Here is a 24,856-nt window from a genome sequence, read left to right as displayed (position 1 = left end):
CTTAGTGGTAGTGCAATCTGTCGTGATATAGGCGATTATCTTGTTCGAAAAAAGTCTAAAAAAATAACCAAGGAGTTTAAAGATGGAAGATCTTTTACCAGAATTATGCGATCAGTTTCCAGAGCTTGTTAAGGTTGTAGAACCTATGTTTGGTAATTTTGGTGGCCGTGAGCGATTTGGTGGTGAGATTGTTACTCTGAAGGCGTTTGAAGACAATTCTCTGGTTCGCGAACAAGTGGCTTTGCCTGGTGAAGGGCGAGTTCTTGTAGTTGATGGTGGTGGTTCAATGCGCCGCGCAATGCTGGGCGATATGCTGGCTGAAAAAGCGGCAAAGAATGGCTGGTCAGGCATTATTATCTATGGCTGTATTCGTGATGTGAATGCAATTTCTGAGCTGGAACTTGGTGTTCAGTCACTCGGTGTGCATCCAATGAAAACCGATAAAAAAGGGCTGGGCGAACTGAATATTGATGTGACGTTTGGTGGTGTTACCTTTAAGCCTGGTCACTATATCTATGCCGATAACAACGGTGTCCTTGTTTCTCCTCAGAAGTTAGAGCTTAAGTAACTCTCTTATTATACTCTGGTAGCGAATGTGTTACGAAAGCTCCTGCAGGTGCGGGAGCTGTTCTGAGTAAGATTCCTTTCATTATCAATTCCTTTCTTTATGAAATCCCTTGCCTGACTCTCTAATAATATATTATTAACCGATCTGTTTTTATTGATGTATTTCAAATACCTGATAATATGATTTCTAAAATGTATTTGAATTACATGTTATATGATGTTTGGAGAGTAGCAGTGAAACGATCAGAGGCGTTAAAACAACTTAGCCGCGAACATCACAGGGCGCTGGTGCTGAGCAAGAAATTACTCCGGATATCAAGCTGCGATCCTGCAGAGGGTAACCGGGAGTGGTCACTGTTAAGAGTAAGCCTGGTCAAAGAGTTACTACCGCATTTTGAAGAAGAGGAGACGTTGCTTAAAGAGTTGGGTTTAAGCCATACCGATCATCATTTGTTAAACCGATTCAGATCTGATCACCAGCAGATAAGGGCGCTTCTTAACACCTCTGATTATATGAGTGCTGCAACGCTTAGTGAGCGACTAAAGCTGCATATACGCTTTGAGGAGAGAGAGCTGTTTAACTGGTTAGAGTCTGAATTTGGTGATGAATATCTAAGTAGAATGATAAGGGGGGAACATGCTCAGATCTGATGTGGTTGTGATTGGTGCCGGACCTTGCGGTTTGTTTCAGGTGTTTGAGCTAGGATTGCAAGGGCTGAGTGTCACCGTTATCGATGCACTGGGTGAATCGGGGGGTCAATGTATCAACCTTTATCCGGATAAACCTATTTATGATATTCCGGCGATTCCTGAAATCAGTGCGGCAGATTTGACCGGGCAGTTAATGCAACAGATAGAGCCTTTTAATGCTGAGTTTCTGTTTCATCAGCGGGTTATTGGTATACAAGGCGAAGCAGGAGACTTTAAGGTTATCTGTGCGTCAGGCCTGAGCATTGCCTGTAGTGCGGTCATTATTGCCGGAGGAGCAGGCGCTTTCCGGCCGGTAAAACTCAAAATAGAGGGATTAGAGCAGCTGGAGGGGCGTTCAGTTTTTTATAAGGTACAAGATAAAGAGATACACCGGGATAAACACCTGGTCATCGTTGGCGGAGGGGATTCTGCACTGGACTGGTCGCTGGCTCTACGTGGGGTCGCCGCATCGGTGACGTTAATACATCGCTCAGATCGCTTTAGAGCCCATCCCGTAACCATCAAAGCGATGCAGGAAAGTTGTGCTCAGCAAGAGATGTTATTTTTTCAGGGACGGATCATTGATTATGTTGCTGAACAAACCACGCTGAAATCGGTGCGGGTTAAAGGTCGTGATCAGGTGGTTAGGACAGCACAGCTTGATCATCTGCTGGTATTTTTCGGCCTGACACCCGATAGCACGGGTTATGAAAGCTGGGGGCTGGAGCTGTATCAAAAGCAGATAAAGGTACGCACTGATTCCTTTGCTACGAACCGTAAAGGGATCTACGCCGTTGGTGATATCAATTACTACCCGGGCAAACGAAAATTGATTTTAAGTGGTTTTCACGAAGCGGCATTAGCGGCGTTTGCCATTAAAGAGCAGTTAGAGCCCACACGAAAGGCAACACTGCAATACACAACAACCAGTCCCCTTATGCATCAGCGCCTTGGGAAACACCCGGATCTGCCCGATATGGCTAATCAATACCCCGCTACTCAACCGCAATAAGTGTGGATCGCAAAGAGGGGCTTTCAAGGAGGTCTGCCAGGCTGTATTTACTTAATGTACTTATAAATGCCTGTTGGGCTTCAGCGAGAATGCCCTGGAAGCTACAAACATTTCTGATACGACAGTCCTGACTTGTACAGTCGATTAAGGGAGAGTTGCCCTCAGACTGTTGAATCAGCTGGCCAATATTAATCTCTTCCGGAGGCAGAGCCAGGCGTATACCACCATTTTTGCCGCGAAAGGTCTGCAAGTAGCCTGATTTGGATAGCGCATGAACAACTTTGCGTAGATGTTCTATCGAGATGTCATAGTAGTTTGAAATTTCGGCAAGTGTCGAAAGTTGATCTGAATGAGTTGCGACATAGAAGAGAGTTCTTAATGTGTAATCTGAAAATCGGCTGATCTGCATAGTACGCTTCATTTAAAATGTAATATTTATATATCTTATATTACACAACCATTGATTCGTTTGTCTTTATAAAAATAACCCTATGTCACTGTTCTTTGGCCAAAAAACATTCAATTGTTTTTGATTTTTTCTTGGTGTAGATTTCAAACGCCTGTTTAATATAGTTTGCAGGATAGTGGTTAAATGGAAGCAGCCACACGTTTAGTTGCTAATAACGATCAGACTCCTGATCAATCTTTGTGGTTATATTAGTATCCTGAGGTCAATGGAATGAACCATACACATTCATTTTCTGTATTTAATTCTCTGCGCGGTAAGCACCTGTTCGTGACCGGTGCGACTGGTTTTCTGGGAAAAGTGACTATAGAAAAACTTCTCCGGGAAGTTCCTGAAGTAGGCTCTATTCGTGTTCTGATTCGAGGTACGAAATCAGCTGATGTTACAACACGTTTTTATAAGGATATGTTGGAAACAGAGCTGTTTGATACCTTAAAATCTCAATTAGGCAATCAATTTGAATCATTTATCAGCGAGAAACTAATCCCTGTCGACGGTTCTCTGTGTGATGATTATTTTGGTTTGTGTGATGAGACGTTTTCTGATCTGGCAAGTTCAATAGATCTGATCATAAACTCAGCGGCCAGTGTCAATTTTCGTGAACCTCTAGATCAGGCCTTAAGCATTAATACGCTGAGTTTGCATAACATTTCTGCGCTGGCCAGAGAGGGGGGTAAAAAGGGCTCCTCTCTGCCAGTGGTACATATATCTACCTGCTATGTTAATGGCTACCAAGAGGGTGTCATTCGTGAGGAAATTCATAGCCCTGTATCAGGCCTGTTAACGCCTTTATCTGAAAATACTTATCAAATCTCGGGCCTGCTCGATGAGATGGCCGATAAAATTAAGCAGATCAAAGGTATGGGTCTGGATAAACGTGACGAGCGCAACCGTCTCACGGATCTTGGCATCGGGATTGCCCGGCAATATGGCTGGAACGATACCTACACCTTTACTAAATGGCTGGGTGAACAGGTCCTGTTACAAGACCTGCAACAGCAAAACATAACAATAATGCGGCCTTCCATTATTGAGAGTGCAGTTCATTTTCCCAGACCCGGCTGGATCGAAGGTATTAAGGTCGCAGACGCCATGATTTATGCCTACGGTAAGAGCCGTTTATCTGTATTCCCGGGGAAAAAGGATGGGATTCTGGATATTATTCCGGTCGATCTGGTTGCTAACGCGACAGTGCTGGCATTAGCGGAGTCCGCTTCAATAGCCAAAGGCGTACGTGTGTATCAGTGTTGTAGTGGTAAAACAAATCCACTGAAACTGTCTGGTTTTGTTCAGTTAATGCATGAAGAAGCTAAAGAAAACTATCATCAGTATCCTAAGTTGTTCCCTAAACGACCAGCAAAATTTCATATTGTCTCAGTCCAGAATCTGCGGTTTTATATGGACCTGCTGACAAAGATGTCGAATTTAAAAATGTCGGTAGCAAACTTGTTGGGTATTAAGGTGAGAAACTCTGTGCTGCGTAAACTGGCTACCACCACAGAAATGGCAATAATTTACGGATTTTATGCTGCGCCCAAATATCGCTTTGACAGCAGCAAGCTGGAACAGTTGTGCACTTATCTATCGCCCCAGGAGCGAGAGCTGTTTACCGTGAGAGCTGATAGCTATCAGTGGCATCATTATATTAAAAAGGTTCATCTGCCAGGGCTGCATCGCTATGGTTTGAAGAAAAAAATATCTAAAAGCTCGGTGGTTTCAGTTCAGGAACCCCAGGCAACCTATAAAGTAGCGTAACAAAAAGGCCGCAATAGCGGCCTTATTTAAATTGCAGCTAATACACTGAGTTTACTCAGGAATTACGCTGCCTTTAATCTGATATGTTTTACCCTGAAATAGGTTTAGCGCGTTAGTAACGTTTAATGTCCTAAACGCCAGCCCGCCCTTTGAGAAAGCTTGGAGCTTATTCGCAGGTTTCTTTGCCTGCAAGCGGCTGATCAGGCGTCAATGGCAGACTTTCAGAGTAACGACGATTAGCCTGCCAAAGCGTTTTTAACAGCCATGTAAAGCTGAGTAAGAAGAGTACCGCCGCTACAAACAGCAATGGATGTTGTAACTCTCCACCAAAGAAAGATAAATAGAGAGTTACCAGTGCGGAACTATACAATTGAAACTGCCATTTCGAATCCGAAACCGGCAGCAACTGCTTCATATTAGGTAGTTTCATAAAAGCACCGGGATCGTGAATGCAGGCTCTTTGCAGATGCAGAAACATCAGGAAAGGGGTGATCTTTTGCAGCATCCCTAACATAACTGATATGACAAACCCCAAACCAAATCCGAAGCCTAGCAACAGGTGGAACTGGCCTACCTCATTTAATATTTGAAAACCCATTTGATGCAAAAAAAATAAAAGACACAATAAAATGAGATTTGTAAAAGCAAGCTGCCAAAAGCGAATCGTATAGTCCACCAGCTTACGTTTTCGCCGATAAATTAAGTAAAGAGAATAAGCGCCATAAATGCTAAGGGTCAGTGTCAAAACAAGTAACGCACTATCTGCTATTGAGCCACTGGCAATTACACTAGTCATTAATGCCAGCGCCAGAAAAGTAGAGTTCCCCCGGCTAAGCCAGTGGGGAAATGCCGGAGCGACATGAAACATAGGGATGACCTGAAAGCTGACACCCATGATTAGTAGCATGCCCCAACCGAGTAGACCCAGTAATACATGGTTGTTGGTACGTTCAAAAGAGTAGCCGACCCAACTCAGTTCCAGATAGGTAGAAAGTTGCAGGCACCCGAATACCACTGTGATCAACAGGCACAGGGCTGCCAGGCGTAAACAGAATACCGAGTCACTGCCTTTTTGAACGCGCACCAGCGCCACTCCCACTGCACTCAGAAACAACAGGAAGGCTCCAACCAGTAGAGGCAACGCTATATAGTAGGAAATTTTCTGCATAAACAGGAAACCTAGGGCGAGACACAGGGTTCCTGAAATAAGCCCTGCTCTTATCCAGGGAGATAAAGCTGCTGCTGCAGGAACAGGTTGGCTGCTGACGACAGGAAGGATCTGTATCATTGCACCAACCATTATCATGGCACCGAAACCAAGGGTCAGCAGGTGTACCATAGCCAGCATTGCCGGATGCCACCGAGAGTTCATTATCTCTGGATTGAACAGCAAGAGCAGGGCTGCCAATATACCGAACCAGGGGGCGGTGAGAAAGAAACCCATAGGAATTTTTAGCTCAGGTATGCTTTCCAGTGACAGTCCTGAAGTATTCATGATGCCTGCTCCTGCTTAGCCGATTGATGGCAAAATTCACCCAGCAAGTGATCATTTTTGGGCCAGATATAGATGGCAAACTCACAGAGATCAAATTCCACGCAATGATATGTAAAGCCCATTTCCTGCAATAAACTGTATAGAGGTAGTGGGCGTTTGCGGTGACGGATCCTTAATGCAGTATCTGATTTAAGTTGATGTAATTCTCTCAGGATCACTGACATCGGTTCGGGTGCTTCAAGTTCACTAACATCCAAATGTATCAACTGCGGCATAGACTGAATTCCTTACAAGTGGTTCATAATGCTGATGACAGCAGCAGTATCAGGCAACATCTGTTGCGTCATAGGATAGAGCCCACCGGCATTACTATTCATTTGCTCGAATGCAGGAAAAAGGCTTTTACTCTTCGTTAGGGAAGGAGCGAACAAGGCCTGACACCTCAGACCACTCTGAGCCCGTAGAGAAAACAATAGTGTTAAAAACTTGAAAATAACGGATACAAAGGTTCATTAATTAAATGCTTGTCTTCAAATTATTAGCTGGCAGAAAATAGTAATTAGTGAATCTGTGATTTAAATGTCGGCCCTCATGCTAAGGGCCGACGGTTTGAGTTTTGATTTTAGGCTTTAGGGATAAGATCTTCGATCAGTTCGGGCGTCCATGGTGCGCCCTGAGCCAGCGCCTGGCGAAGCGCAACAAAATCGATCTCACGGCCAACTTCACGGTTACCTTCGTTGAAGGCACGGAAACCGGTGCGGGCTTCATTCATCATGTTAAGCGCCAACCAGGCGCGGCTATTCTCTTTGTTGGCGTTCCAGGCATTTAACTTGGGCTTGCGCAGCTCTTCCAACGACTTAGTCATGCACTCAGGGAAGGTTTCTAATAGTTTGCTGGCTAATGCTTCAACACGCTCATCGAGCAGTGATAGATCGATCTCTCCCTGCTTGATCAGATCTTTACCGGTTTTGAAAGCGTCGCCGGTTTTAAATTCACCATGTACTACGCGGCCGAACTCATCCAGATATGTATCTGTCACGACGGTAGGATTGGGGATAAACTTGCCGTCGACTTTCAATGCCGGAACGATTTCGCAGCAGATGCCCAGGCGGTTGGCTTTGTGGGCCGAGAACGGTTCGCACAGGGTGCCGGATACCATCGCTTGTTCGCAGCCGATCATCACCGGTAGGAAGTCAGTAGCACCGCCAATCGCGGCTGAACCATGTTTGGGACCGGCTTGACCGAAGTTGGCCAGATCCTGGGCCACGGTAAAGTCTGCCGCCATGCCGATCTCCTGGCCACCACCGATGCGCATGCCGTTGACGCGGCAGATGACAGGCTTATCACAACCAAGAATGGCCGATACCATGTCGTTAAACAGGCGCATATATTGGCGGTACTCTTGTGGGTTGCCGGCGTAGTACTCGGCGTATTCCTTGGTGTTGCCACCGGTACAGAAGGCTTTGTCGCCTACTGCGGTAAAGATAACCGCGTTGACATCGCGCGAGTTAGACGCGGCACGGAAGGCCAGTATCAGCCCCTTAGTCATATCGGTGGTGTAGGAGTTGAACTGCTTCGGGTTGTCCAGCGTGATCCAGGCGTTGTAGACCCCTTCGGCGATGCTGCCATCGAGTCGCTTGGCTGGGCGTTTTTCATACAGTACGCCGGGTACGATCTGCTCGGGTACCAGATTGTGATCGTTGAGCTGCTTAGGTGCGGTTTCCTGGACGATATCGTTGGTGCTAGCTTTCATTGTTCTTCCCTCAAGGTACAAGAATGGCACGAGCGGTCAGCTTATGAGCGTGCGCGTCGGCGAAAATTTGGTTGATGTCGTTCATCGGGTATTGCTGGGTAAAGGGTTTCATGGCGATCTTGCCATCGAGCACCATCTGCAACGTGGCAGGGTAGTAAGTCGGTGCGCAGCCCCAGTTGCCTTGAGCCTTGGCGTGGAACGCCATCAGGTTAGACAGGCGGAACTCCTGTTTGGCCATGGTGAAACCAACCACGGCGATAGTGGCGCCGAATGTCAGCAGGCTAAACGCGGTGGCTTGGCCGGGGGCGGAACCGGAGCACTCGAAGATCTTCCATTCGGTGGAGCGCAGGTTGTTTTCTTTTACGAAAGCTTGCACCGCTTTTTTCAGCGAGCGGGTATCGTATTCAGTCGCATTGAGGGTCAGTGCGGCACCGAAATCTCGATAGCTTTCCAGCTTGGCGCTGTCCACGTCGATGGCGATAACCGTAGCGCCCATCGCGTTAGCAATCTGCACCGCGTAACCACCGACACCACCAACACCGATGACGATCGCCAGATCGCCCGGTTGAACATCAGCCTGGGCAGCGGCCTGGAACGGCGTCGTGACTGCGTCTGCAACGACCGATACATCGGCCAGCTCCAGTCCTGCGGTGTCTAATTTGGCTTCATCAACTTCGCATAGGCAGTGGCCGGGTACGGTAATGTGGCTGGCGAAGCCGCCTTGAATATCGTTACCGGGCATCTTCTGGCTGCGACAGATATTGTGTAGGCCGCGTTTGCATAGATCACACTCGTAGCAGGGTAGTACGGCGGGAATAATGACTGCTTTGCCGAGTGAGGCTTCACAGCCGGCACCAGCGGCGATAACCCGACCGCTGATCTCATGGCCGAGTGTCAATGGTAGCTCGCTATTGGTTTTAACACCGTCGTAAAGAAATCCCAGATCGGTGTGACAGACACCACACCCGGCGACTTCCACGCAGACTTCGCCAGAAGGGGGTGGTTCGAGTTCAAAGTGAACTTTTTCAAAAGGCTTTCCGACCTCGGTCATCATCCATCGGTAGGCTGTGCTCATCTTTATATGCCCCTTGTTGATACTGTATTGAAGTTATTAATCACTGAGCCAGACAGGGCTGTTAGTGAAGTTAAGTAATGTGAACTTTAGTGCATGCTATTCTAATGTTAACGCAGACGTCAACATTTTTTTGATGCGGTTATAGTTGTTGATAGCTGCTCATTCCGTCTGGTGGAATGGTTTGTATGATTACGATTAATCGCTGTGATATGAGTTTAACTTGTTGAATATATTGATATGTTGGGTTTTTTTGAGACATGCTAATGAAACAGGCTGGGGCTTTGTTTGATAGCGCAGTTTTTGAGTTACTATGAACTATAGTTCTTATTTTGTTGAGCTGTTTTTGTTCCTGCTCTATGATTCTAACCCTCTACTTTTTATCGATGCTCACCAGAGCGAGTGTTGAATTGGATCAAGTCGCAGGAGAAAAATAACAATGACCACCACACCTACGCTAAACAAAAAAGCAGCTTTCAACTGGCAAGATCCCTTTCTGCTTGATGATCAGCTTACTGAAGAGGAGCGAATGATTCGTGATGCTTCCTATGAGTATTGTCAATCAAGATTGATGCCCAGGGTTCTTGAGGCCAATCGTCATGAGCGTTTTGATCGAGAGATTCTTGAGGAGATGGGTGAGCTGGGGCTTCTTGGTCCCACCCTGCCGGAAGAGTACGGTTGCTCCAATGTGAACCATGTCAGTTACGGTCTGGTTGCGCGTGAGGTTGAGCGGGTAGATAGCGGTTATCGTTCGGCGATGAGCGTACAGTCGTCGCTGGTGATGCACCCTATCTACGCCTACGGTTCTGAGGAACAGCGACAGCGTTATCTGCCGAAGCTGGCAACCGGTGAATGGGTCGGCTGTTTTGGCTTGACTGAGCCCGATGCGGGGTCGGATCCAGCCAGCATGAAAACCCGTGCTATCAAGACTGACGATGGTTATCTGCTTAAAGGTACCAAGATGTGGATCACCAATTCGCCGATTGCCGATATTTTTGTGGTCTGGGCCAAGCTTGATGGCGTGATTCGCGGCTTTATTCTAGAGAAGGGGATGAAGGGGCTGAGTGCTCCTAAGATCGAGGGTAAATTTTCTCTGCGGGCGTCGATTACCGGCGAGATTGTGATGGAGGACGTGGCTGTACCTGAAGAAAATCTGCTACCGAATGCTTCGGGTCTGTCGGGACCCTTTGGTTGTCTCAATAAAGCACGCTTCGGTATTGCCTGGGGTGCGTTGGGAGCGGCTGAGTTCTGCTGGCAAGCCGCACGTCAATATACCTTGGATCGTCAGCAGTTTGGCCGGCCTTTAGCGGCCACTCAGCTGATCCAGAAGAAGCTGGCTGATATGCAAACCGAAATCAGCTTAGGTTTACAGGGGTGTTTGCAGGCTGGCCGGTTGATGGATCAGGGTCAGTGTGCGCCCGAATTGATCTCGCTTATCAAGCGTAATTCTTGTGGCAAGTCGTTGGATATCGCCCGTGTCGCGCGTGATATGCATGGCGGCAACGGTATCGCTGACGAGTTTCATGTGATCCGTCATGTGATGAATCTCGAGGCGGTCAATACTTATGAAGGTGCTCACGATGTCCATGCGTTGATCTTAGGGCGTGCCCAGACAGGTTTGCAGGCGTTTTCTGTATAATGCCGTAGCATGACTAAGATTTTCGACGCTGAATCCATACCGCTGAATAGCTCGACCGGGTTTTACCCGGTCGGCGGAAAGCGGTTGGAATACGTATGGCTGGGGCCCAAGCCTGAAGCTGCCCTGACGCTGGTATTTCTGCATGAAGGGTTGGGCTGTGTAGCGCTATGGCAGGATTTTCCTGAGCAGGTGGCCAGAGCGACTGGGTGTGGGGTGCTGGTCTATAGCCGTGCAGGCTATGGTGCGTCCGATCCGGTGGATCTACCCAGACCTCTGAGCTACATGCACGATGAGGGGCTGAAGGTGTTGCCTGCCCTGTTGGATGCCGCGGGGGTACGTAATGCCGTGTTAGTCGGGCACAGCGACGGTAGTTCGATTGCGCTGATCCATGCGGGCGGTGTCACCGATCCGCGGATAAAGGGCTTGGTTTTAATGGCTCCGCATGTGTTTGTCGAACCGTTGTCGCTGGAGAGTATCGCTAACAGCAAGGTGCTCTATACCGAAACAGATCTGCGCCAGCGCTTGAAACGCTACCACGATGAAAATGTCGACTGCGCCTTTTGGGGCTGGAATGATGCCTGGCTGGCGCCGGCGTTCGTCGATTGGAATATCGAAAAATATCTATCACAGATCTCCGTCCCCACGCTGTTGATACAGGGGCAGGACGATCAATACGGTACTGAGCTGCAACTACAGGCGATTGCGTCTCAAATAGCAGGACCAGTCAGTACTGTCCTACTTGAGCGATGCGGTCATTCGCCGTTTCGAGATCAACCGAAACTCAGCCAGCAAGCGCTGGTTGATTTTATCCCAACCTGTCGTCAATAAATCGATGATAAAGATGTTTAAGGAAGCAGGAGCAAGTCATGCAAGATGCTTATATCTGTGATGCGATACGCACTCCGATTGGCCGTTATGGTGGTAGCTTGGCGTCGGTGCGTACAGATGACCTGGGAGCGATACCGATCAAGGCACTAATGCAGCGAAATCATCAGGTTGATTGGCAGATGGTGGATGATCTGGTGTACGGCTGCGCTAATCAGGCTGGCGAGGATAATCGTAACGTTGGGCGGATGGTGGGGTTGCTTGCTGGTTTGCCTACAACGGTTGCTGGGGTGACACTTAATCGGCTCTGCGGCTCGGGGATGGATGCGGTGTCGATGGCATCACGTTCGATCAAAGCCGGTGAAGCGCAGCTGATGATTGCGGGCGGGGTTGAGTCGATGTCGCGTGCTCCGTTCGTGATGCCTAAGGCTCAAGGAGCTTTTTCCCGTCAAGCAGAGATCTACGACACCACTATTGGTTGGCGTTTTATTAATCCGTCGATAAAGTCGCTCTACGGGGTCGATTCAATGCCTGAGACGGCGGAAAATCTGGCTAACGAGTTTTCAATCGCTCGGCATGACCAGGATGTGTTTGCTTTACGCAGCCAGCATAGCGCAGCCAAAGCACAGGCGGCGGGGTTATATGCTGACGAGATCGTGCCGGTTAACATCCCCCAGCGTAAAGGTGATCCTGTGGTGGTCGGGCATGACGAACATTTGCGCCCGCAGGTTACGCTGGAATCGCTGGCCAAACTTAAGGGAGTGGTGTCAGCCTCCGGCTCGGTTACGGCGGGTAATGCCTCAGGCGTGAATGACGGTGCCTGCGCACTGTTGTTGTCCTCCGAGGCGGGTCTTAAGCAGCATCAATTGACGCCTCGTGCGCGTGTAGTGGCCAGTGCCAGTGCCGGTGTCGACCCCCGGGTGATGGGATTTGGTCCGGTACCGGCGGTGCACAAAGTGCTGGCGATGAGTGGACTGGAGTTGGATCAGATGGATTTGATTGAGCTCAACGAAGCCTTTGCTGCCCAGGCACTATCGGTCATACGTAATCTTGGCCTGGCTGATGATGATGCCAGGGTTAACCCGTTGGGCGGCGCTATCGCTTTAGGTCACCCATTGGGAATGAGTGGCGCCCGGTTAATCACAACTGCGATGTATCAATTGCAAAGAAGTGGCGGGCGTTATGCACTATGTACCATGTGTGTTGGCGTTGGCCAGGGGGTCGCAATGATCATAGAACGGCTGTAACGACAGGGCTGGCGTTCCCTTTGTAGCCTCTCGTCGATAGATCTTGTCCAAAAAGTAATAGATTTAAAATCGGAACTATAGATCATTCTCAAGACAATGAGTAAACTATATAGAGCTACGCATTATGGAGGGGAACATGGACCAGCGTGAATCAACATTGCCGTTAGAGAGTAATCAAAATAGCCAGGAAGCTCTGGCGGCTTATGTGCAACAGATTGCCAAGCTTGTCAGGGGGCAGCGAGCACAACGAGGGATGACCCGAAAGGTGTTGTCGCAACACTCTGGCATATCTGAGCGTTATCTTGCTCAGGTGGAAACCGGTAAAGCCAATATGTCGGTGTCGTTGTTGTGGCGGATCGCTGAGGCGATGAATGTCGGCCTTAGCGATATCTTGCCCTACAGTAGTCTTACCTATAACAGACCAGACCCGGTGTTAAAATTACTCGACGGTCTGTCGCCGGAGCAGCACCAACAAGCCTACGATCTGTTGCAGCAGACCTTTTCGGTGGATAAAGAGATTGATAGCCAAATACAGGATAGGGGGATCGCTCTTATTGGTTTGCGTGGTGCAGGCAAAAGCACCTTGGGCCAGTTGTTGGCAAGTGGTCTCGGTATTCCTTTCATTCGACTCAGTGATGTGATCGAGCAATTGGGTGGGTTTGATCTGCAAGAGCTGTTGACACTGTTTGGCCAGAAAGCTTACCGCAAGCTGGAAAGGCAGGCCATCGATTATGTTCGCGAGCACTACGACCGGGTCGTGCTAGAAATTGGTGGCAGTTTAGTATCTGAAAAAGACACCTACGGCTACGTATTAAATCATTTTTATACCGTTTGGGTGAAGGCGCAGCCCGAAGAGCATATGAGCCGGGTGATGGCTCAGGGCGATTTACGTCCCATGGCTGCCAGCCAGAAGGCGATGGATGATCTGAAATTGATACTTACCGAACGTGAGCCTTATTATCGTGAGGCGAATACCTTATTGGACACCTCCGGTCGCAGTGTTGATGAGTGTGCGGCGGAGATAATTAACAAGTGCACCCCGGCTCAGCCAATACAGGCCAGCTCTTGATATTGCTTACCAGAATATTTCCCACCATTCTTCACGAAAAATCGATTTAGTCATTTTATAACCTCGGAGTAGGTGTTCGCGCTACGTGCTAATACCTCTCCACCGGTTTCTCATCTGTGTAGCACTGACGATAGTGATCTCGTAATAATATAATAGGCTGTGTCATTACGCCGAGCAGTTCGAATGTTCCGTTCTAAGAACAGTAGCGATCAGCCAGAATAGACTTTGTAATTCAGTTTAAGCATCGGCTTGATAGGGCTTGCGCCTAAGATTTTCGTTTTCACTCAGACAGCCGGCTAGCTACTTCAAAGGCCATCGGTATCAGCATTGGAACGACGATCAATAACCAGCCGATAATAATCACTGGCCTGGTGAACAGCAGCCGCCAACCAACCATTGATCCACTATGGATAACAGTAGTTATCGAAGTAGGCAGATATTACCGTTGGCCCCCGGGCCATCTGTTGAAAGCTCCAGCCAACGACCTGATATCGACAGTCGGTTTCACTATGCCTGTATCTGTTGCATCGAATCGATAATGGTATTACCCGACTCGATCGCCTGGTCCGCCATCGGGTAGAGCATCTGCTCCTCTTTCATATTGTGTTGCTGCATTAGTACCATCATCGTTTCTGATAATCCCAGAAACTCCTCATCCTCTTGCGCTGCTAAAGCCGAAGCCATTTGATGAACCAGCGCACGCATCTGCTGGTGCTCCATCCGCATCATGCTGGTAGGGCCGTTCTGGTCGCCGGTAACCTGTTCGTACTCAGGAAACAGTACCAGTTCCTCCATCTGTAAGTGCTGCTCTAATGCCTGGTTAAACTGTTGCCAGTGTGGTTCGGCTGTCTGCCACTCGGATAGGGATACCGCCTCTTCGGCGGCGGCAAAGGCATCGTCGCAGTCACGATGCTTCTGTGTCATAAAATCTAAAATGCTATTCATAGGATCTCCTCATAAAGAAATAGAAAACCAATACTGAATAGTGCTTGAACCGGCCTGTTACAGCTCGGTTCGAGCACCGTTATGACTATCAACCGCCGGCGATGATCGGTACTAGGGTCACTTCACTACCGTTGGGAACCGGTGTTGTTTGTTCGCCCGACAATACCATGTCGCCGTTGATGGCGATGTTGATGGTGTCGTTACTCAACTGCTCAGACGCCTCGGGTAGTTTGCGCAGTAGCGCCTGGCGCAGTTGACTGATGCTGTTGATCGGCTCGTCGATGATCAGCGCCTGCTCAGGTGCACCGGGCATCGCCTCGGACAGGTCGACCTTGATCGCATAACCGGTGGCCAGGCTGGAGAGTTTGTGGTGCCAGTCCAGCGCAGGGGTGCCCTCGGCGTTGAGCCCGGTGATGCTGTAGAAGCGAGACTTCATGGCTTCGAACTCGTCGCGGTCGATCTTCTCACCCTTGAACGGACCGACGTTGATCGGCTCATCGAACCAACGCGGTGGCAGGGTGTCATCTTTACCGCGCAGGCCGAGGCGGAAATTGAGCATCCGCTCCAATCCGGTGATGCTGCGACCGCTCTCGTACAGTGATTCTACGTTGAGACCGAGTCCGGTCATCTCGTTCAGGTGATCGGAGAAATCGGTCAGATCGGGTAGCGATGGCGAGTTGAACAGCTTGGTGTTGAAGCGGCACATACCGATCGAGTCGCCGACCGCGTAGGTATCCTCGCAGCGCCGTACCGCATATTCCTTGCCCTGGTAGCCGTTGGGCTCAGGAGCTACCACGCCGCCGTAAAGCTCGGTCTTGAACTTTGCGTCATCGTTGATGCGGGCGTTGATCTCCAGGGTGACGCGGTTACGCAGGTGATCCATTCCGCGAGTGGCGACGGCCAGTCCTAGCGCAAACGCTTTGAGTATCCGTGAATCGTGTGGGTCGGATTGGAACAAGCCTTTAACAGCCATTCGATATTGCAGGGCTTCTTCGGGGTAATGACCGTTTTCGACCGCTCTGGCCGAGTCGGCAATAACGTTACCGAAACCTTCACGCTTAACGGTCATAAACAGTAGCTGTTCCACCACCGGGTAGTTACCCCAGGTTAGATCCAGGCCGCCGGTGTCGCTCTGATCGATAATGCCGCGTTGGTAAAGCTCCATCGCCCAGGCGATTGACGCACCTGCGCTGGAGGCATCGAGTGCCAGGTCGTTAAGAATATTGTTCAGGCGCAGTACCTGTTCGGGGCTTTTGATACCGATATTGGGGCCGAATTTGCCGACGATGATGTACTCGGGGCCTTCGCCCTTATCGTACTTATCGAAAACACCGTCCTCGTTGATACCGTTGTAGGTTCGCAGCTTGTGATGGTCGAGCTCGCTCTGCTGTTTGTCGTAACTGGCATTGCCGGCGATTCCGGTTAGTGCGCTGGCACCCCAGCCGCCTTTGCCACCGGGCAGCATGTCATTGTCGGCACGACAGCGAACCGGGCATTGATAGCAGCGGCTCATGCCAGGGCGGTAGGGGTCGAAATTGTCGGCGTCGAGGGTGTCATGCCAGGTTGTTTCCTGGTTGTTCTTGGTTCCCATCGCGCCGAGTACCCGGCTGGGCTTGTAGAGGAAGGGCGTCCCCACTGTTTTCAGCGCGTTCTGGATCACGCTGGTGCTGAGGATCTTCTTACCGATATCTTTGTTTTGAATTTTAAACTCTTTGGACAGTTCAAAGGTCGGTAGCTTGCCCTGGATCATCACCGCTTTGAGGTTGAGCGATCCCATCTTGGCGCCGGCACCACCGCGAGCCCAGATCGCCTTGATCCCCCCCATGATACCGCTACACAGAACCTGGTTTTCACCTGCAGAGGTGATCCGTGCCATCGCCATATCTTTTTGCTCGGTACAGTCGAAATCACGCTGTATGGTTTCCGTCAGCTCCAAATTGTCCATACCCAGGTAGGGGGTCGCGTCAATGAACTCGAGCTTATCTTGCCGGATGTTTAACAATGTCCATTGTGGGTTGCGGCCAAACAGCACCAGGTGATCGTAACCGTTGCGTTTGAGGAAAGTGGGGAAGTAGTCACCTGCGTTGCTGTCGAGGATCGCGTGGCTCTCGGGTGAACGGCTGGTGACATTGCCGCGGGTACCTGCTGGCATGTTGCTGGTGAGAATGCCGGTACCGAAAATCAATGGCACTTCTGGATCCAGTGCATCTTTGTCTTCTTGTAGCAGGTTATACAGCAGGAACATATTGCCGCCACGCCCCGCTAGAAAAGTGGATACCACGTCCTTGGGTAGGTAGCCGCTTTGCGAGCTACGGTTTTCTAAGTCGACAAACAGCACTTTGCCCTGGGTAGGGTATTGGGGAGTGTCGTGCATGCGGCTTAGTAGTCGCTCAACCCGTTGTTTGATATCCATGCTGGTTCTGAACCTCGCTCTTTAATTCAACCCTGCGTTGTTATGTAATTTGACTATATCAACAAACAATTTGATATCAAACTATTCTAATTCCAACTAATTCCTTGGCTTTTGTTGCTCCAGGGTTACGACTCACCTTGTATATCACCGGATTTAGTGCTCTGAATGGCGGTTTGGCTGGTTGCGCATAATGGCCGTTTCGTTCCGCCTACCGGAATAATGAGGTGAAAGCCGTTTGCTCTGATGAATCACGATGATGCACTATATATCATATAACGTACTGTTTTTGGATATGTGTGGTAATTTTCTAAAGCTTTTTTATGTGCTTGATGAACAATACTGCGCTTTACATGCTCTTGATAGGAGGGAAGGACTTTCTCCTTATTCGGACCAATTAACGGAAATAAATAATGATAAAAACAACATCGGCAGTAGCGAAAACGAATACCGCTATCGACCTGCAAAAGACCGTATTACTGCTTCAAAAAGCGGCCTCTGAACAGCGATATACACTTAGTCAAAATGAGCTTTCTGAGCTGGTTTCGGCGTTGGGGTTTGGTTTGCTGGCAGCGGTCGGACCGTCATCGGGGGTGACGTTGAATCACAACCTGTCGATGAATATCGCTTATACACGCGAATTTGGCATGGTACTGAGTGTCGGACTGGAGGGGGCCGCACAAGCCGAGTTTGCCCAGCGCTTTGCTAAGGGGGAGGCTATCGTCCATGCCTCTACCGCGCTGACATCGGTGGACGATTTCTTTGCGCTGTTTAAACGGAGCCTGGCTTACACTCAGCTAGCAGGTGCGGTATCAGATCAGCTATTGATGGATCAGTTTGCCGTGATGATCGAGGTCGCCAATCATTTCTCCCCCGATAATGCGCTAGCGCCTTTTGTCCTCGAACGGCTGGAGGTGAGCCCAATGGCTCCGATGGATGGCCAGTTAACACCGATGGGTGGTCATTGCAGCTTTACCCAGCCGATCAAGGTACTGGCTCCCCGACCGATTAAAAAGATCGATAAACTGCTGCATCCCGAGTCCATCGGCATTATCGGTGTTTCGGCCAGCAAAATGAACTTTGGCCGTATCATCCTTAAAAACCTACTCGGTAGCGGTTATAGCGCCGACAAGATGACCATTATCCGCCCCGGTGAGTCACAGATAGACGGGGTTCGCTGTGTCGAAAGTTTAGCTTCATTGGAGTCCAGGCTTGATTTGTTTGTCGTGGCGATCGCTGCCGATGGGGTGTTTGAGTTGGTCGATCAAATTATCGATCTGGATATCGCCGAGTCTGTGATGCTTGTACCGGGCGGCCTGGGCGAGACCGAAACAAGCCGAGCAGCCGCCGCGGCGATGAATCAGCGTATCAATGCCGCGCACCTGAAAGAGAATGGTGGCCCGGTTTTCCTGGGGGGAAACTGTCTGGGGGTAGTGTCGCATCCTGGCCAGTACGATTCTTGGTTTATTCCCCGAGAGCGGTTGCCTAAGCCGCAGAAGAAAGCGCAGCGTCATTCGGCGCTGATCAGCCAGAGTGGTGCCTTTATGGTGACCCTGCTGAGCAAAAATCCTTGGCTTGATCCGGCCTATATGACCGCGTTGGGTAACCAGTCCGATATCAGCCACGGTGATATGCTCAACTACTATGTCGATCAAGATGCTATCGATACCATCGGTGTGTATATCGAAGGCTTTAAAGATCTGGATGGATTGGCCTTTGCCGATGCGGTTCGACGAGCCGTCCGCAAGGGTAAACAGGTAGTGGTTTATAAAGCGGGGCGCACCGCGTCAGGGCAGGCCTCCGCGTTGGGGCATACGGCATCGATTGCGGGTGATTATTCGCTCTGTGAGACAATTTTAGCGCAGGCGGGGGCGATGGTTGCGGCTGATTTTACCGAGTTTGACGACCTGTTTTACATCGCCAGTTGTCTGCACGATAAAACCCTTGCAGGGGTGCGGGTTGCCGGAGTCAGCGGTGCCGGGTTTGAAACGGTCGGAATGGCTGACAGTATTGTTGCCGGGCGTTTCGCGCTTGAGATGGCAGCGATTAAACCCGAAACACAGCAGCGGCTTGAGGATATTCTGATCGCCAAGCGGTTGGATGCGTTGATGGAGGTACGTAACCCTATCGATATCAACCCCGGAGCCGATGACGAAGCCCACGTACAGTGCACCCAGGCTTTTGCCGAGGCTGACAATGTCGATGCGGTTGTGGTGGGGTTGGACCCATTGTCACCGATGATGAGGACATTGGTTCGCAGTAGCCGTGCCGGCTTTGATCTAAAGGATGAAGCTAGCGTTGTGCAGTTGTTACCCAAACTGGTAGCCGAACAGGATAAGCCGATCATCGGTATTGTTGATGGCGGTACGCTATACGATCCGATGGTGGAAAAATTGATGGATCAAGGGGTTTGCGTGTTCCGCTCGTGCGGGCGTGGGATGCAAGCGCTGGCTCGTTATACCCAGGCACGGCTGTATTCTGTGCGGATTCAGGGCCTGGATAGTTAGTTTCAGACCTGTGAACAGGACCTGATTTTCCCGGGACTCGTTCGCAGTGCTACGCCGTGTATTCATTTTTTTGTGCAGGGCATAACAGTATGGAATTTATAAGTTTCAAAGTACTCTGAAAACAGTGGAGACGGCAATGATTATTGAGCATGTAGGTGTGGTAGGTGCAGGTCAAATGGGCAATGGTATAGCCCAGATTTGTGCAGTAGCGGGACTCAAAGTGTCTTTGTGCGACCAGAGCCAAGAGGCGATCGATCAAGGGTTGGCGACTATCAGAGCTAGCCTTGAGCGTATGCAGGCAAAGGAAAAAATCACAGCTGAGCAAGTGACCAGTGCGCTGGGGCGTATTGAAACCAGCACCTCGACAGAATCGTTGGCGCAGGTGGATATGGCTATCGAAGCTGCCACCGAAGTCGAAGCGATCAAACAGGCTATATTTAAAGAACTCGACCGGGTCTGTCAGCCGCAGGCGATTCTGGCGACCAATACCTCCTCTATCTCCATCACTCGTATTGCGGCCGTCACCGGCCGGCCGGGTAAGGTGATCGGTATGCACTTTATGAATCCGGTGCCGATGATGAAATTGGTCGAAGTGATTCGAGCATTGCAGACCGATGATGAAGTATTTGACCGGGTCACCGAGCTGGCCAGACAGTTGGGTAAGGTGCCGGTCGATGTCAAGGATGCACCGGGCTTTGTGGCTAACCGTGTGTTACTGCCGATGATCAACGAAGCGGTGTTCACCCTGTATGAAGGCCTGGCCAGTGCCGAGGAGATCGATACTGTGATGAAGCTGGGCATGGGGCACCCGATGGGGCCGCTGGCGCTGGCCGACCTGATCGGTCTGGATACCTGCCTGAGTATCATGGAAGTGCTGCATGATGGCTTCAGTGATTCAAAATACCGTCCCTGTCCGTTGCTAAAACAGATGGTCGATGCGGGATACTTAGGACGTAAGTCCGGGCGTGGATTTTTTCAATACAGCTAATTCAATACAGCTAGTTCAATACAGTTAAAGGGGTAAACAATGACTATGTTAGATCCTGAAACCTTCAACAATATTTTATTAGAACAGGTCCGTGATGGTGTTTACCTGTTGACGATCAATCGGCCCAAAGTGCTTAACGCACTCAATGCCCAGACGCTTGAAGAGATGAACAATGCTGTATCGACGGTTACCGCTGATAAGGGGGCGCGGGTATTACTGATCACCGGCAGTGGTGAAAAAGCCTTTGTCGCCGGTGCGGATATCGCCCACATGAGCAACCTTAGCCCGCTCGAGGGTAAGGCGTTTGCCGAGCACGGTATGCATTTGTTCCGCCGTCTGGAGACATTGGGTATCCCCGTGGTGGCACTGGTCAACGGCTATGCGTTGGGCGGCGGTTGTGAGCTGGCGATGAGTTGTGACTTTATACTGGCGTCCGATAATGCCAAGTTTGGTCAGCCCGAGGTCAATCTGGGGGTCACCCCTGGCTTTGGTGGTACCCAGCGTTTGACGCGCCTGGTCGGCACTTCGATGGCGATGGAACTGCTGGTCACCGGTCGTAATATGTCCGCAGAAGAAGCGATGCAGCGCGGCCTAGTTAACCATGTTTACCCGCAGCCGCAGCTGTTGGAAGAGGGCTTGAAGCTGGCGTCGATGATTGCGGGTAAGAGCGGTACCGCGATTCAGTTGACTAAAGAACTGGTGCAACGAGGCCAGGATCTGGATCTGGACAACGCCTGCATCATGGAGAGTGATCTGTTCGGGCTGAGCTTTTCGACGCCTGATCGTGCCGAAGGGATGGCCGCGTTCCTGGAGAGCCGCAAGCCAAACTTTGGTTAATCCAGGCTATGGCTTGGCGATCAGATAAGCGCGAAGTATTTAAAATAGGCGGTTATAAAAAAGGGGCAACGGTTGTTGCTGGCTATTAACCCAAACTGGGGTTAGGAGTTAGCATTTGACACATATCAGGTGCTATAAGCCATGTCCGCTTTGTGCCAAAAGCGGACATTAGTTTGCTTCTGTTAAAAGACTACTTACTGCTAAAATGTTCATCGAACTATGCAACCAAACGACTCTACATGGAATGTAATACAAATGCGCACGACAGCTTTCCCGAGTATCACATCACTTTTTGCTTTATTATTTTTTGCTGTTAGCTGGGCTCACGCAGACGGCACCATCAAAGGTGCCGATTTCTATGGTACATGGGCAACAACATCTTCCATAGCCACTCCTAAGAGGCAGGTCTTTAATATTTCCCCTAAGGGTGGGAGTTGGATTCGTATAGATGATCAAGGAAACGAAGATACTGTCACCCTCAATGAATCAGATATTTCGATTGATGATGACCTTCTTATAGTCGATTACACAGATCAGAAAGCAGGATGGAGAGCTAAGTATGTTCTAGGTGGATGGAGTAGAGGTCAATACAAGGCGATATTTGGCACTGTATTTATGTATGGAGGCAACGAACTTGATCTTTTTAACGGATTGCCTATTTCGTTCAGAAACGGCACTGAACATTTACCACCCCAAGAAGTATGGGCTTTCTTTTCTAACCCTGGAATTATAAAAAGTGAACCTGGGTCAATAGCATCGTTGACACAAGCCTTAGAGGCACTTGCAGGAGTAGAAATCTCAGAAACGGAAACAACCAAAGATTTTCTATTTAGGAAATTCCGAGCCGTAATTAGTATTTCCAAAGAAGGACATCAAGCACACCCTTCGGCAATAGGGTTTTGGCCCTCAAGAGGAAATCCAACTGAAATTGATTTTGCTGGTAAGTTTGAAAATGATCAGGCAGCTTTCTCAAATTATTACACTGAATTTCAAGAAGAGGCGAACCGTATAAAGGATGAATCAGCGCAACAGCTTATTGAGCAAGTTGAGCGCCTATCATCTGATAAATGATAAGAGCCTGTATAGAATTTATGTCCGCTTTGGGTCGAAAGGCGACTTTTTTGATTTAAACCTACTCTAAGACCTCCGATACAACATTCTCAGGAGGTATATCATGGACTCAGTGACAACTACATCCATGAACAAGCCCTGGAACAAAGGTAAGCTTGTTGGGCAAAAGAAGCCCCTAAAGCTGAAAGATATTTGGGCAATACGTATCAGGCTAGAGATTGCTAATCATTGCCGTGATTTAGCAATGTTCAATTTGGCTATTGATAGCAAGCTCCGAGCCTGCGATCTGGTAAATCTGCGTGTGCGTGATATTGCTCATGGCTCAGAAATTCAATCACGTGCCATGATCCTTCAGCAAAAAACACAAACCCCTGTTCGTTTTGAGCTGATGAAACATACTAGGGAATCACTGGCAAACTGGATTCTGGTCGCAGGATGCGGCACGGGAGATTTTCTTTTTCCAAACCGAATGAACAAGAACCAACACATAACAACACGGCAATATGCACGGATTGTTAAACGTTGGATAAATAGCATTGGCTTAGATGCATCTTCATACGCCACACACTCACTCCGAAGATCCAAACCTGCTTTGATTTACAAACGAACTAAGAACCTTCGAGCGATTCAATTGTTACTTGGGCATACCAAACTGGAAAGCACAGTACGCTATCTGGGTATTGATGTTGATGACGCGCTGGAACTGGCGGAACAAACGGAAATTTGAAGAAAAAGACAAGGAATGTCGCCTTCCGACCCAAAGCGGACATTAGCTTTGATTGAGTTTTCTCCAGAATGTATAGATACTTGTTTTGGACTATTTTTTGACGGTATTTAGGTTAATCCGTTAACAATGATAGAAATTTTCTAAGTCATTCATGGATGAATCGTCATGCCCCAGTTTGAAAAAAATCCTCATGAATATATAAGTACAATCCCCTTAGCATGGTTATTCGTCGGAGGAGCTACTGTCTCAATTGGCTGCTTACTGGTTGCTAAATGGGAAGGTGTTATTGCCATGCTTGGCCCACTGATAACTGGTGGGGTCTTAAATCTGGTTTTCAACAGTGTGATGCAAAAAGCTAACTATCTATGCTTTACGTTAGGTGTAGGCTCTGTTTCTCTATTTTTTATGATGAGAGTTTCTTAGTTGTCTATATTTTGACCATGATTTCTTGGTTTATATACTTCTTTTCCAAGTTTCATGAAATATATTAAGTCATTTTAATTTTATACAGAAAAAAACTGTTTAGATGAAGGTGTTCCTCAAGCTATAAGCTATGTCCGATTTTGGCACGTAGCTGACCCAAATGCTTGATCTGGCTCGGCTCAGAAGTAATGAAGTCATCTTTCGGCCCAAAGCTGACATTCTCTATGGCTTTAGCTGCCTACCGCCAAATATCTAAAGTAGGTATACGACTAGCGCTGTAGAATTCATGGAGTTCTATTGATGTACCTTCGTTGATACCTTGAACCATTGAATTGTGATGGTTAAGCAGCATGGCGTTTTTTGAAAGACGAAACCGCCAATAGGTAAAAAGCTTATTATTGTCAACAAGTTACTCGTTGCCTATTTGTCCTTAGATGTTTAATGTGTATCTGATAGGTTATGTCTCGTTAAATTAATTTATATTTAATTGATAGATTGTTTAGGTCGTATGAATAAAATATTATTTTTTGTAACTTTCCTTTTTCTTAGCTCTTGTGCATCTGAGGTTAATGTTGAAAGCATTGCAAAGAAGATTATTGATGGAGAAATTGGTAACGCTGATGAGTTTGTTAAAGAAGGTGGTCGAGTCGGGTTAAGAACATCTTTCGGTGTATCAATGCTTTTCGTATCCAGTGTCGCAGGTAATGAAGAATTGGTGGAATATTTACTCTCTCAAAACGCAGATGTAAATGGAGTAAATAATGATGGTGCATCCCCTTTATATGCAGCGGTACAGCTTGGTCGACTGAAGATAGTACAGCTGTTACTTAGCGCAAATGCGAGAGTCAATATTAATATTAAAGGGCATGCCCATCCTACACCACTTCATTTAGCCGTAATTAATCATTTTTATGAAATTGCTGAGCTGCTGGTTATCGCTGGAGCTGATGTAAATATTGTAAATCGCGATGGCTATACTGCCTTGGATTTAGCTATTAAAGAAAAGGCCCCTGATTACTTGGTTTCACTAATGAGAGATCGATAAATATTTTTAGTAAGGCAAGAAATATTTCCCCTTCTGGCATGACTGCTAATGCTTCGTTTAGGCCAACGTCAAAATTATATAGATCTATGTAGATTAACGAGTATCCGCTAAGTTGATTAGAGACCAGTCATACTGACTTCATTCATGTCCGCTTTTGGCACAAAGCGGACATCCAAAACGTCCCGACAAAGCTTCTGCTCTGTATCGAAAGTAGACTTTTTTTGATCTATCGCTAGATTTCCGCTTATTCAGACAGCTTTTCAGTATCATCGACATCAATGCCAAGATATCCAACTGAGTGTGACTCAGCAAG

General features: G+C 48.6%; 22 protein-coding genes. 15 read left to right on the top strand and 7 right to left on the bottom strand.

The genetic code is table 11. The features are described from left to right. Positions 1–82: 82 nt before the first annotated feature. The 3 genes from rraA (at position 83) to EHS89_RS15970 (ending at position 2,269) form a co-directional block, all read left to right on the top strand. Positions 83–568: a ribonuclease E activity regulator RraA gene (gene rraA / locus EHS89_RS15980; protein ID WP_124927163.1), complete on the top strand. Its 486-nt coding sequence runs from the start codon at positions 83–85 to the stop codon at positions 566–568. A gap of 233 nt (positions 569–801) precedes the next feature. Then, positions 802–1,218 (top strand): hemerythrin domain-containing protein, encoded by a 417-nt coding sequence (locus EHS89_RS15975; protein ID WP_124927162.1) that lies wholly within the window; start codon positions 802–804, stop codon positions 1,216–1,218. Next, on the top strand, positions 1,205–2,269 hold the full coding sequence (locus EHS89_RS15970; RefSeq protein WP_124927161.1) for an NAD(P)/FAD-dependent oxidoreductase: 1,065 nt from the start codon (positions 1,205–1,207) through the stop codon (positions 2,267–2,269). Before EHS89_RS15975 ends, EHS89_RS15970 begins: the two co-directional genes overlap by 14 nt. Here EHS89_RS15970 and EHS89_RS15965 read toward each other — a convergent pair. Further along, positions 2,253–2,678, bottom strand: a complete 426-nt coding sequence (locus EHS89_RS15965) for an RrF2 family transcriptional regulator (protein ID WP_124927160.1) — start codon at positions 2,676–2,678, stop codon at positions 2,253–2,255. The two genes, EHS89_RS15970 and EHS89_RS15965, sit on opposite strands and share 17 nt — an antisense overlap. Positions 2,679–2,948: 270 nt before the next feature. Between EHS89_RS15965 and EHS89_RS15960 the strand changes: the two genes are divergently transcribed. Next, complete coding sequence (locus EHS89_RS15960; RefSeq protein WP_124927159.1) at positions 2,949–4,490, top strand: fatty acyl-CoA reductase; 1,542 nt, start codon at positions 2,949–2,951, stop codon at positions 4,488–4,490. A 166-nt stretch (positions 4,491–4,656) separates the two neighbouring features. Here EHS89_RS15960 and EHS89_RS15955 read toward each other — a convergent pair whose 3' ends face one another. The 4 genes from EHS89_RS15955 to had form a co-directional block, all read right to left on the bottom strand. Continuing rightward, a complete protein-coding gene (locus EHS89_RS15955; RefSeq protein ID WP_124927158.1) occupies positions 4,657–5,934 on the bottom strand; it encodes a hypothetical protein in 1,278 nt (425 codons plus the stop codon). 47 nt (positions 5,935–5,981) lie between these two features. Continuing rightward, entirely contained in the window at positions 5,982–6,260 is a 279-nt protein-coding gene (locus EHS89_RS15950; RefSeq protein WP_124927157.1) for a DUF2249 domain-containing protein, read from the bottom strand. A 347-nt stretch (positions 6,261–6,607) separates the two neighbouring features. Beyond that, complete coding sequence (oah, locus tag EHS89_RS15945; protein WP_211340355.1) at positions 6,608–7,768, bottom strand: 6-oxocyclohex-1-ene-1-carbonyl-CoA hydratase; 1,161 nt, start codon at positions 7,766–7,768, stop codon at positions 6,608–6,610. After that, positions 7,749–8,813, bottom strand: coding sequence for a 6-hydroxycyclohex-1-ene-1-carbonyl-CoA dehydrogenase (gene had, locus EHS89_RS15940; protein WP_124927156.1), 1,065 nt, complete (start codon positions 8,811–8,813; stop codon positions 7,749–7,751). Before had ends, oah begins: the two co-directional genes overlap by 20 nt. A 436-nt stretch (positions 8,814–9,249) precedes the next feature. Here had and EHS89_RS15935 point away from each other — a divergent pair, with 436 nt between their 5' ends. The 4 genes from EHS89_RS15935 to EHS89_RS15920 all read left to right on the top strand — a co-directional run bounded on the left by EHS89_RS15935 (position 9,250) and on the right by EHS89_RS15920 (position 13,590). Continuing rightward, complete coding sequence (locus tag EHS89_RS15935) at positions 9,250–10,449, top strand: acyl-CoA dehydrogenase (RefSeq protein ID WP_124927155.1); 1,200 nt, start codon at positions 9,250–9,252, stop codon at positions 10,447–10,449. Between the two features lie 9 nt (positions 10,450–10,458). Further along, positions 10,459–11,277, top strand: coding sequence for an alpha/beta fold hydrolase (locus EHS89_RS15930; RefSeq protein ID WP_124927154.1), 819 nt, complete (start codon positions 10,459–10,461; stop codon positions 11,275–11,277). A 38-nt stretch (positions 11,278–11,315) separates the two neighbouring features. Then, complete coding sequence (pcaF, locus tag EHS89_RS15925; protein ID WP_124927153.1) at positions 11,316–12,521, top strand: 3-oxoadipyl-CoA thiolase; 1,206 nt, start codon at positions 11,316–11,318, stop codon at positions 12,519–12,521. Positions 12,522–12,657: 136 nt separating this feature from the next. Then, positions 12,658–13,590: a helix-turn-helix transcriptional regulator gene (locus tag EHS89_RS15920; RefSeq protein WP_170167523.1), complete on the top strand. Its 933-nt coding sequence runs from the start codon at positions 12,658–12,660 to the stop codon at positions 13,588–13,590. Positions 13,591–14,097: 507 nt separating this feature from the next. Here the strand turns inward: EHS89_RS15920 and EHS89_RS15915 are convergent. Together EHS89_RS15915 and EHS89_RS15910 are read right to left on the bottom strand one after the other, a co-directional pair. Next, positions 14,098–14,535 carry a hemerythrin domain-containing protein gene (locus tag EHS89_RS15915; protein WP_124927151.1) on the bottom strand — a complete coding sequence of 146 codons (438 nt, stop codon included), beginning with the start codon at positions 14,533–14,535 and terminating at the stop codon, positions 14,098–14,100. A gap of 88 nt (positions 14,536–14,623) precedes the next feature. After that, positions 14,624–16,948: an aldehyde ferredoxin oxidoreductase C-terminal domain-containing protein gene (locus tag EHS89_RS15910; protein ID WP_124927150.1), complete on the bottom strand. Its 2,325-nt coding sequence runs from the start codon at positions 16,946–16,948 to the stop codon at positions 14,624–14,626. Positions 16,949–17,358: 410 nt separating this feature from the next. Here EHS89_RS15910 and EHS89_RS15905 point away from each other — a divergent pair, with 410 nt between their 5' ends. The 7 genes from EHS89_RS15905 to EHS89_RS15875 all read left to right on the top strand — a co-directional run bounded on the left by EHS89_RS15905 (position 17,359) and on the right by EHS89_RS15875 (position 24,543). Beyond that, a complete protein-coding gene (locus EHS89_RS15905) occupies positions 17,359–19,452 on the top strand; it encodes a CoA-binding protein (protein ID WP_124927149.1) in 2,094 nt (697 codons plus the stop codon). A 136-nt stretch (positions 19,453–19,588) separates the two neighbouring features. Continuing rightward, positions 19,589–20,440 (top strand): 3-hydroxybutyryl-CoA dehydrogenase, encoded by an 852-nt coding sequence (locus tag EHS89_RS15900; protein ID WP_124927148.1) that lies wholly within the window; start codon positions 19,589–19,591, stop codon positions 20,438–20,440. Positions 20,441–20,479: 39 nt separating this feature from the next. Beyond that, complete coding sequence (locus EHS89_RS15895; RefSeq protein ID WP_229753610.1) at positions 20,480–21,277, top strand: enoyl-CoA hydratase-related protein; 798 nt, start codon at positions 20,480–20,482, stop codon at positions 21,275–21,277. Between the two features lie 255 nt (positions 21,278–21,532). After that, on the top strand, positions 21,533–22,348 hold the full coding sequence (locus tag EHS89_RS15890) for a hypothetical protein (RefSeq protein ID WP_124927147.1): 816 nt from the start codon (positions 21,533–21,535) through the stop codon (positions 22,346–22,348). A gap of 103 nt (positions 22,349–22,451) precedes the next feature. Further along, positions 22,452–23,075 carry a tyrosine-type recombinase/integrase gene (locus EHS89_RS15885; RefSeq protein WP_124927146.1) on the top strand — a complete coding sequence of 208 codons (624 nt, stop codon included), beginning with the start codon at positions 22,452–22,454 and terminating at the stop codon, positions 23,073–23,075. Between the two features lie 165 nt (positions 23,076–23,240). Continuing rightward, positions 23,241–23,498, top strand: a complete 258-nt coding sequence (locus EHS89_RS15880) for a hypothetical protein (protein ID WP_124927145.1) — start codon at positions 23,241–23,243, stop codon at positions 23,496–23,498. A 508-nt stretch (positions 23,499–24,006) separates the two neighbouring features. After that, positions 24,007–24,543 (top strand): ankyrin repeat domain-containing protein, encoded by a 537-nt coding sequence (locus EHS89_RS15875; protein WP_124927144.1) that lies wholly within the window; start codon positions 24,007–24,009, stop codon positions 24,541–24,543. The last annotated feature ends 313 nt before the right edge of the window (positions 24,544–24,856 follow it).

The organism is Amphritea balenae, assembly GCF_003858655.1.
Lineage (GTDB): Bacteria > Pseudomonadota > Gammaproteobacteria > Pseudomonadales > Balneatricaceae > Amphritea > Amphritea balenae.
The sequence above is the reverse complement of the archived record's forward strand: the minus strand, read 5'-3'. Positions and strand labels throughout refer to the sequence as shown.

What these genes read in the sequence shown, in the direction of transcription:
- EHS89_RS15935 (WP_124927155.1), top strand. Translation starts at nt 9,250, where the DNA reads ATGACCACCACACCTACGCTAAACAAAAAAGCAGCTTTCAACTGGCAA.
- EHS89_RS15950 (WP_124927157.1), bottom strand. Translation starts at nt 6,260, where the DNA reads ATGCCGCAGTTGATACATTTGGATGTTAGTGAACTTGAAGCACCCGAA.
- EHS89_RS15955 (WP_124927158.1), bottom strand. Translation starts at nt 5,934, where the DNA reads ATGGGTTTCTTTCTCACCGCCCCCTGGTTCGGTATATTGGCAGCCCTG.
- EHS89_RS15905 (WP_124927149.1), top strand. Translation starts at nt 17,359, where the DNA reads ATGATAAAAACAACATCGGCAGTAGCGAAAACGAATACCGCTATCGAC.
- EHS89_RS15910 (WP_124927150.1), bottom strand. Translation starts at nt 16,948, where the DNA reads ATGGATATCAAACAACGGGTTGAGCGACTACTAAGCCGCATGCACGAC.
- rraA (WP_124927163.1), top strand. Translation starts at nt 83, where the DNA reads ATGGAAGATCTTTTACCAGAATTATGCGATCAGTTTCCAGAGCTTGTT.
- pcaF (WP_124927153.1), top strand. Translation starts at nt 11,316, where the DNA reads ATGCAAGATGCTTATATCTGTGATGCGATACGCACTCCGATTGGCCGT.
- EHS89_RS15885 (WP_124927146.1), top strand. Translation starts at nt 22,452, where the DNA reads ATGGACTCAGTGACAACTACATCCATGAACAAGCCCTGGAACAAAGGT.
- had (WP_124927156.1), bottom strand. Translation starts at nt 8,813, where the DNA reads ATGAGCACAGCCTACCGATGGATGATGACCGAGGTCGGAAAGCCTTTT.
- EHS89_RS15970 (WP_124927161.1), top strand. Translation starts at nt 1,205, where the DNA reads ATGCTCAGATCTGATGTGGTTGTGATTGGTGCCGGACCTTGCGGTTTG.
- EHS89_RS15895 (WP_229753610.1), top strand. Translation starts at nt 20,480, where the DNA reads ATGACTATGTTAGATCCTGAAACCTTCAACAATATTTTATTAGAACAG.
- EHS89_RS15875 (WP_124927144.1), top strand. Translation starts at nt 24,007, where the DNA reads ATGAATAAAATATTATTTTTTGTAACTTTCCTTTTTCTTAGCTCTTGT.
- EHS89_RS15960 (WP_124927159.1), top strand. Translation starts at nt 2,949, where the DNA reads ATGAACCATACACATTCATTTTCTGTATTTAATTCTCTGCGCGGTAAG.
- EHS89_RS15890 (WP_124927147.1), top strand. Translation starts at nt 21,533, where the DNA reads ATGCGCACGACAGCTTTCCCGAGTATCACATCACTTTTTGCTTTATTA.
- EHS89_RS15920 (WP_170167523.1), top strand. Translation starts at nt 12,658, where the DNA reads ATGGACCAGCGTGAATCAACATTGCCGTTAGAGAGTAATCAAAATAGC.
- EHS89_RS15880 (WP_124927145.1), top strand. Translation starts at nt 23,241, where the DNA reads ATGCCCCAGTTTGAAAAAAATCCTCATGAATATATAAGTACAATCCCC.
- EHS89_RS15930 (WP_124927154.1), top strand. Translation starts at nt 10,459, where the DNA reads ATGACTAAGATTTTCGACGCTGAATCCATACCGCTGAATAGCTCGACC.
- EHS89_RS15915 (WP_124927151.1), bottom strand. Translation starts at nt 14,535, where the DNA reads ATGAATAGCATTTTAGATTTTATGACACAGAAGCATCGTGACTGCGAC.
- EHS89_RS15900 (WP_124927148.1), top strand. Translation starts at nt 19,589, where the DNA reads ATGATTATTGAGCATGTAGGTGTGGTAGGTGCAGGTCAAATGGGCAAT.
- EHS89_RS15965 (WP_124927160.1), bottom strand. Translation starts at nt 2,678, where the DNA reads ATGCAGATCAGCCGATTTTCAGATTACACATTAAGAACTCTCTTCTAT.